Annotated in this window: 6 protein-coding genes; 3 read left to right on the top strand and 3 right to left on the bottom strand. The window is 65.1% G+C overall.

Features of this window, described 5'->3' with window-relative positions; genetic code table 11:
- Positions 1-761 (bottom strand): 5'-methylthioadenosine/S-adenosylhomocysteine nucleosidase family protein (locus tag ACI38Z_RS00535; protein WP_439788241.1); only part of this gene is annotated, 761 nt, incomplete at its 3' end.
- 208 nt (positions 762-969) lie between these two features.
- On the opposite strand from ACI38Z_RS00535, the gene ACI38Z_RS00530 reads away from it, so the two are divergent.
- From ACI38Z_RS00530 to ACI38Z_RS00520, 3 genes are all read left to right on the top strand, one after another.
- Positions 970-1,866, top strand: a complete 897-nt coding sequence (locus tag ACI38Z_RS00530) for an ABC transporter substrate-binding protein (RefSeq protein WP_439788240.1) — start codon at positions 970-972, stop codon at positions 1,864-1,866.
- 95 nt (positions 1,867-1,961) lie between these two features.
- The gene (locus tag ACI38Z_RS00525; protein ID WP_439788239.1) at positions 1,962-2,819 is read left to right on the top strand and encodes an amino acid ABC transporter permease; all 858 of its coding nucleotides are present in this window, start codon (positions 1,962-1,964) and stop codon (positions 2,817-2,819) included.
- Positions 2,819-3,601: an amino acid ABC transporter ATP-binding protein gene (locus tag ACI38Z_RS00520; protein ID WP_439788238.1), complete on the top strand. Its 783-nt coding sequence runs from the start codon at positions 2,819-2,821 to the stop codon at positions 3,599-3,601. Before ACI38Z_RS00525 ends, ACI38Z_RS00520 begins: the two co-directional genes overlap by 1 nt.
- A 112-nt stretch (positions 3,602-3,713) precedes the next feature.
- Here the strand turns inward: ACI38Z_RS00520 and ACI38Z_RS00515 are convergent, their stop codons facing one another.
- Both ACI38Z_RS00515 and ACI38Z_RS00510 read right to left on the bottom strand, forming a co-directional pair.
- Positions 3,714-4,223: a low molecular weight protein-tyrosine-phosphatase gene (locus ACI38Z_RS00515; protein WP_439788237.1), complete on the bottom strand. Its 510-nt coding sequence runs from the start codon at positions 4,221-4,223 to the stop codon at positions 3,714-3,716.
- A gap of 206 nt (positions 4,224-4,429) precedes the next feature.
- On the bottom strand, positions 4,430-6,474 hold a 2,045-nt coding region (locus ACI38Z_RS00510; RefSeq protein ID WP_439788236.1), incomplete at its 5' end, for a Spy0128 family protein.

Raw genomic sequence — 6,474 nt, 5'->3', positions numbered from 1 at the left:
GCGAGCCGCCTGATCACGCCCATCGTGACGTCCGCGGCCAAGCGGGCCGTCGCAAACAGGTCCTGCTCGCGGCCGTCGAGCGCCTCGTAGGCCTCGCCGCACACGTTGCTGATGGAGCGGACGGCCAGAAACGGCACGCCCGCGCGCGCCGCCACCTGAGCCGCCGCGACGCCCTCCATCTCCTCGCAGTCCGCCTGGTAGCGGCGGCGGATGTCGCGCAGGACATCCGCCTCCGTGCTGAAGACGTCGCTCGTGGCGATGGTCCCGGTCACGTAGCGCGGCTCGTGCGGTGCCAGCGTGCCGTACGCCGCGGCGGAGGCGTCCGCGTCCGCCAGGCTCGCGACGGGCTCCACGCGCGCAAAGCCGCGGGCCTCCAGCTCCCGCTCCGCCAGGCGCACAAGCCCCGCGTCTGAGGGGAAGCTCGTGAGGTGCGGCTCGGACTCCGCGATGATCTGCATGTCCGCGTCCAGGCACTCCAGGCGCGCGCCAACCACCACGTCACCCTCGCCTATCTGCGGGTTGAGGCTCCCGGCGATGCCGCTGAAGATGAGCGCGTCGGGCTCGTACGCATCGATCAGCAGCTGCGCCGAGGCCGCGGAGTTGACCTTGCCCATGCCGCCGTTGGCGGCCACCACGCGCACGCCCGAGACGTCGCGCACCGCAAGCTCCACGCCCCGGCGACGGAACGGTTCTTCTCCCCCAAGCTCAAAGAACGCGAGCGACTCCTTCTGCAGCGCGCTCAGCACGGCAATGGTCTTCACGATGGCCCCCCTTAGGACGCGGCGATGCGGCTCCCGACAGTCTCCTGCCAGTATGGCACCCACGCCAGCTTCACATAACGTAAGATTGCGTAACGAAACGTAGACATTTATATGTTACGAGCAGGATGGCAAACTCGCTTTGTTAAGCTTGTGCTTGTCTGAGAAGAACACCCCCACGGGTTGTGGGGGTCATCGGGAAGGGAACCTCATGGCAAGCATCATGAACTCCTCGTTCAGCAGGCGCGAGGCCATCGCGCTGGGCGCTGGCGCACTGTCCACCCTGAGCCTCGCCGCGTGCGGCGGCTCCAACGGCGACGACAGCTCCAGCAGCTCGTCCTCCAAGGCGACGGGCGTCAAGGCCCTCACGCGCACCAAGGGCAAGCTCACCGTCGCCACGGGCAACCCCGCCTACACCCCCTGGGTGATCGACGACAAGCCGCAGTCCGGCAAGGGCTTCGAGGCCGCGCTGATCTACGCGCTGGCCAAGGAGATGGGCTTCTCCAACAGCGAGGTCAAGTGGGTCCGTACCACGTTTGACGAGGCCTACGCCCCCGGCGAGCACAAGTGGGACCTCAACATCCAGCAGGTCTCCATCAACTCCGACCGCAAGAAGGCCGTGGACTTCTCGCCCGCGTACTTCCGTCCCACGCAGGCCGTCGTGCTCCAGAAGTCGAGCAAGTACGCCAGCGCCACCAAGTGCTCCGACCTGGCCGACGCCAACATCGGCGTCATGGTTGGCACCACCGCGTACGACTACGTGAAGAAGATCATCAAGGGCGGCAAGGACGACGGCATCAGCATCTTTGACGACAACTCCGCCGCCGCGCAGGCCGTGACCGCCGGCCAGGCCGACGCCCTGGTGACCGACACGCCGCAAGCCGTGTACATGGTCCAGTCCAAGCAGATCAAGAACGGCCTCGTGGTTGGCCAGATCCCCGGCACCGAGGATCCCGAGGGCCTGGGCATCACGCTCGCGAAGAACTCCCAGCTCACCAAGTACGTCACCAAGGCGATGAACGCCCTCATCAAGGACGGCACCGTCAAGAAGCTGCAGGACAAGTGGCTGGCAGAGTACACCACGGACATCCCCACGCTCAAGAAGTAGAGCCACCGCGTGCTTGACGACGGCCGGGGCGCCCGCCTCGGCCGTCTTGCTTTTTGCACCAGACCTTGAAACCCCATGAAAGGGGGCCTTCCCTGATGTCAGGCAACACACATGACGCCGTGAGCGACGTCGAGCTGGAGCGAGAGGAGTACCGCCGCAAGCAGGGCATCCGCTCCGTGCTCACGAGCATCATATCGACGCTCGTGTTCGTGGCCCTGGTGGCCGTGGGACTGCACAACTCCCCGGGCTGGCCGCGAGTGAAGGAGTCGTTCTTCTCGCCCGAGTACTTTGCGCAGGCGTGGCCCCAGGTGCTCGACGGGCTCATGCTGAACCTGCGCGTCCTGGTGATCGCCGTGATCGGCGTGGCCATCCTGGGCACGCTGCTCGCGCTCACGCGCATCACGACCTCGGCCGTGATGTTCCCGCTGCGCGTGGTGGCGCGGCTGTACACCACCATCATGCGCGGCATCCCCATGATCGTGGTGCTGTACCTGATTGGCTTTGGCATCCCCGGCCTGGGCATCTTTGGGCGCATCGACCCCGCCGTGCTGGGCACCATCGCCATCATCATGTCGTACTCCGCCTACATCGCGGAGGTGCTGCGCGCCGGCTTCCAGGACGTGCACCCCTCGCAGCGCGCGTCCGCACGCTCGCTGGGCCTGACGTCCGGCCAGACCATGCGCCTGGTCATCATCCCGCAGGCGCTGCGCAAGATCGCGCCCGCCCTGATGAACGACTTCATCTCGATGCAGAAGGACGTGGGCCTGATCTCGACCCTGGGCGCCGTGGACGCCGTGCGCGCCGCCCAGATCGTGGTCGCCAAGACGTACAACTTCACGCCGTACGTGGTGGCCAGCGTGCTCTTCATCCTGCTGAGCGTGCCGTTCATCCTGCTGAACGACTGGTACTCCGCTAAGCTCCGCAAGCGCGAGCAGACGGGAGGCATGGTCTAATGTCTGACAACGCAACCGCAAGCACGGCCGCGCCGACGACCGACGCGACCAAGAAGGTCCTGCGCCTCGACAACGTGGTCAAGCGCTTTGGCGACAACGTGGTGCTGGACCACGTGTCCTTTGACATCAGCCAGCACGAGGTCGTGGCGCTGCTGGGCCCGTCCGGCTCCGGCAAGTCCACGCTCATGAAGTGCGTCAACATGCTCGAGCGCGTGAACGACGGCCAGATCTGGCTGGGCGACACGGACATTACCGACCCCCGCGTGAACCAGGACAAGGTCCGCCGCCGCATTGGCGTGGTGTTTCAGCAGTTCAACCTCTTCCCCCACATGACGGTGCTCAACAACGTCACGCTCGCGGCGCGCAAGGTCTTCAAGTGGGACCGCGACAAGGCGGAGGAGAAGGCCATGGGCCTGCTCAAGCGCATCGGCATGGACCAGAAGGCCCGCGAGTACCCGGACCGCCTCTCCGGCGGCCAGCAGCAGCGCGTCGCCATCTGCCGCGCGCTCATGGGCGACCCGGAGCTGCTCCTGCTGGACGAGGTCACGTCCGCACTCGACCCCATGCTGGTTGGCGAGGTGCTCGAGATGGTGTCCGAGCTGAAGGACCAGGGCGCCACGATCCTGATGGCCACGCACGAGATGAGCTTTGCGCACCGCGCCGCCGACCGCATCGTGCTGCTGCGTCGCGGCAAGATCGCCGAGAACGGCACGCCCGCCGACGTTATGGACAACGCGACCGACCCCGAGACGCGCGCGTTCTTCCACAGCTACGACTCGTAGCGGGCCCGGCGCGCGCCGCCGTGCACCAGGTCACGACACATGCCCGCCACCTGCTCTCTGCCAGAGCGGGTGGCGGGTCTTTCTTGTAACGGGAAGAGACGGGGCGGACGGCCTACCCCCGCAGCGCCTCGAGCATGGCTTGGCACCCCAGCAGCACGTCGTCGTACGTCGCGTCGAAGTTGCCGGTGTACCACGGGTCGGCCACGTCGCGGTGGACGCCCGCCCAGTCCAGGAGGCGCGACACCTTGCCCTCGGGGTCGGCCGCGACACGCTCGGCGGCCGAGGTGGGGCGCCAGCTGAAGCCGTAGCCCTTCTCGCCCAGGAGCAGACGGTAGATGCCGTCCATGTTGTCCTGGTCCATGCCCACGATGTAGTCGAACGCCTGGTAGTCGGCGGGACCCATCTGGCGCGACGCGTGGTGGCCGCACGGGATGCCCACCTCCGCGAGCTTGGCGCGCGTGCCGGGGTGGACGTCGTTTCCCAGCTCCTCGCGGCTGGTCGCGGCGGAGTCGATCGCAAAGTCATCCGCAAGGCCGGCGCGCCGCACGAGCTCGCGCATCACGAACTCGGCCATGGTCGAGCGGCAGATGTTGCCGTGGCAGACATAGAGGATGTTGGGCATGCTTGAGAGCCTTTCGTGAACGAATTGGAATTGGCAGCCGTCCGCCAGCTTGCGGGCAGCCAACTTCCGCCAGCCCCAGCATCATCTCATGTTTGAGGCAGTGACCCGACCGACAACCGAAAGGGCGCCCGAAACCTCCTGGCTCCGGGCGCCCTGGCGTTGCATGCGCCACTACCTAGCTGACATCAGCATCTCATGAGTAGTGGCTACTCGTCCCTGCGCATGTGGCGCGCGGTCGCAACGGACCCGATGCCAAGGGCCGCGAGCAGGCTGGCGAGAATGCCGACATTGCCCGTCGTGTCCCCGGTCTTGGGGATTGCTGCCGCGGTAGCCTTGGCAGCCGCCTTCTTGGGAGTGACGGTGGCCTGCTTGACAGGAGCCTCCTCCTGCTTCGCCGGCGTGGTGGCATAGGCGTTCTGGAAGACGATTCCCTTGTCGTCACTGTCGTCGGTCACAAGGGTCGCGACGAGCTTGTTTTTATCGGAGAGGGCAGACTCGTAGTGGGCCCCAATCTTTACGGTCACGGCCTCGGGATAGTCGTCGTAGGTAATGCCAGCCGCGTTGCCCTTGACCTCGCGCACCGTCAGGCGATAGGTGCCGATCTTCTGGAAGCTGAGGACCTTGAAGGTGATGCTGCCGTCCGCGGCGTTGGTGGCCGTGGACAGTACCTTGCCATTCTCGTCCAGAAGCTGGAAGGTGAACTCGCCGCCCTTGAGGGTCGCGCCCTTGAGGACCTTGGTGCCCTTGATCTTGACCTCGACGGGGTCGTAGCTCTTGAAGATGATTGCGTTCTTGTTGAGCGTGAAGACCTCGGCGGTGTCCTCGTTCTGGCCAAAGACCAGCTCGCCCGACCCACCAGCTGCAATCCTCTTGTTGGCTGCCTCAATGGCGTCCTTCATGTGCTGGATGGTGGTCGCGCTCACGCCGTTGGCCTTAGCATAGGCGTCCAGCTGGGCCTCGTCGTAGGTCCAGTAACCGGACGTCGTCCCCTGGTTTTCCGCAAACACGTCGTAGGTGATCACTTTACCCTGCGTGTCGTGATACCAGCAGGACTCAGTGTAGTAGCTGTCCTCGTTATAGGTGTTGTCGGTCTTGACGTTGTTGACCTTGGTGTTGCTGTTGTTGGTGAGGGTCAGGTTGACGGTGCCGATCATCGCGTGCGTGAGCGTGTTGTTGCTGATAGTCACGTCGGTCGGGGCGTTGCTGAGGGTGTCCTGCACGACCACCTTGTTGCGCAGGCTCTTCGTGCCGGTGACCTCGTTGTTCGTGAACTCGAAGGTGCCGCTGTTGGGAGTCACCTTGTCGCCGTTGTCCCAGGACCCATGCCATGCAAAGGAGCAGTTCTCGAACTTGTTGCCGGTGATGACGACCTTCTTGAGGCCGCCCTCGACCTCGGTGTAGATGCCGCAGCCAGCCTTGTCGTCACTCTTCTGGTTGATGAGGTTCTTGAAGGTGCAGTCCTTCACGGTGTAGGTGTCGAGCTTGTTGTCAGTCATGATGCCGTTGCCCACACCCGACCCGTTGAAGGTGCAGTTCTCCACCGTGAGGTTGTTCGCGATGTCCATGGTGGTCTTGCCGTTGGACGCGCAGATCGCGGACGCCTTCCAGAGGCCGTCGGTATGCGTGCCCATGTCGAACACGATGTTGCGCAGGGTCACGTTGGGAGACTGCACGACCACGCCGTAGTAGGCCTGCGTGGTGTCGTCGGCGGTGGTGTTGCCTGTGTAGGGCGTCACCTTGTCGGTAAACACCTTGACGGTGGCGCCGTGGCCGTCGACCGTGAGCCCGTCATAGATGCTGCGACGGATGTTGAAGGCCGAGTAGCTGGACCCCTTCTGGAGGTTGATGGTCCAGCCGGTCTTGTCCTGCTGGGTGCCAATGTAGTCGATCGCCTTCTGGATGCCATCGGCATCGGTGACGGTAATGGTCTTGGCGCTGGCATCCGTGACCGTGAAGCCAGTGGTCGCCGCGGTCTGAGCGTCAGCGGTGGCAGCCTGTACCGGCGCATTGCGGGCAGCCGTCTTGGCAGCGCTGGCCTGCGCCGTGGTCGTTGCGGTGGGAGTGTTGCTCTCCGACGTTGACGCTCCGGACTGCGACTGGGACGTGGAGCTGGTCGAATCGGTTGCCGTGGCCTTCTGCTCGGACGACTCGGTCGCCGTCGCGGCAGGCTGGCCCGAGGCCTCCGTCTGCGTGGTCGCTGCGGAGGGGGCAGAGGTGGCAACCACGGCCGGGGCCTCCGTCTGCTTTGCCG

Source organism: Parafannyhessea sp. (assembly GCF_051876455.1).
Lineage (GTDB): Bacteria > Actinomycetota > Coriobacteriia > Coriobacteriales > Atopobiaceae > Parafannyhessea.
Note: the sequence above shows the minus strand (reverse complement) of the source record. Positions and strands in the feature narration are given on the sequence as shown.